Origin of the sequence: Streptomyces milbemycinicus (genome assembly GCF_002154605.1) — a bacterium.
In the GTDB taxonomy this organism is placed as follows: domain Bacteria; phylum Actinomycetota; class Actinomycetes; order Streptomycetales; family Streptomycetaceae; genus Streptomyces; species Streptomyces milbemycinicus.
Genome location: NZ_MUNE01000922.1, coordinates 1 through 604, shown reverse-complemented (window position 1 = coordinate 604; position 604 = coordinate 1). Strand labels below are relative to the sequence as shown.

Here is a 604-nt window from a genome sequence, read left to right as displayed (position 1 = left end):
GCCCAACGGCGCGGGCAAGACGACCACCTTGTCGATGGTGACCGGGCTGCTGCGGCCCGACTCCGGCACGGTCGAGGTCGGCGGGCACGACGTATGGCGGGACCCGGTCGCGGTGAAGGCCCGGATCGGGGTGCTGCCCGAGGGGCTGCGGCTGTTCGAGCGGCTGTCGGGCCGCGAACTCCTCGACTACACCGGGCGGCTGCGCGGACTGCCCGCCGACGATGTCCACAAGCGCGCCACCCAGCTACTGGACGTGCTCGACCTCGCGGGAGCACAGCACAAGCTGGTCGTCGACTACTCGACCGGGATGCGGAAGAAGATCGGCCTGGCCGCCGCGCTCCTCCACAATCCGGACGTCCTCTTCCTGGACGAGCCCTTCGAGGGCGTGGACCCGGTGTCCGCTCAGACGATCCGCGGGGTGCTGGAGCGCTACACCCGCTCCGGCGCCACCGTCGTCTTCTCCAGCCATGTCATGGAGCTGGTGGAGTCGCTGTGCGACTGGGTCGCGGTGCTGGCCTCCGGGCGCATCCGGGCCCACGGCCCGCTGGCGGAGGTACGGGGCGCGGCGCCGTCGCTGCAGGACGCCTTCCTGGAGCTGGTCGGC

Annotated in this window: 1 protein-coding gene; it reads left to right on the top strand. The window is 71.9% G+C overall.

Annotation, left to right across the window (positions count from 1 at the left end):
• On the top strand, positions 1–604 hold a 604-nt coding region (locus CCN51_RS48885), incomplete at both ends, for an ABC transporter ATP-binding protein (RefSeq protein WP_086861088.1).